General features: G+C 36.1%; 1 protein-coding gene. It reads left to right on the top strand.

What is annotated here, in order from left to right; genetic code table 11:
- On the top strand, positions 1–241 hold a 241-nt coding region (locus AB3I27_RS14080), incomplete at both ends, for a transposase (protein WP_368023026.1).

Raw genomic sequence — 241 nt, forward strand, 5'->3', positions numbered from 1 at the left:
ACTTTATCGGAAGAAGCGAATCTTCCCAATATCCTAGGGGACAAAGGATATATTAGCCATAAAATCCATGAAAAGCTTGCCCTTAAGGGCATTACTATATCCGTTCCGCCACGTAAAAACATGGATAAATCAGAAAAACTAGACCACAGCTTACTTGGAAAACAAAGAAAAACAGTTGAGACTGTTTTTTCTTCCTTAGAAAAATTAGGTTGTCAAAATTTCAACTCACGTTCTGTTAAAG

It is taken from the genome of Enterococcus sp. C46 (assembly GCF_040887565.1).
GTDB classification, from domain to species: Bacteria; Bacillota; Bacilli; order Lactobacillales; family Enterococcaceae; genus Enterococcus_B; species Enterococcus_B lactis.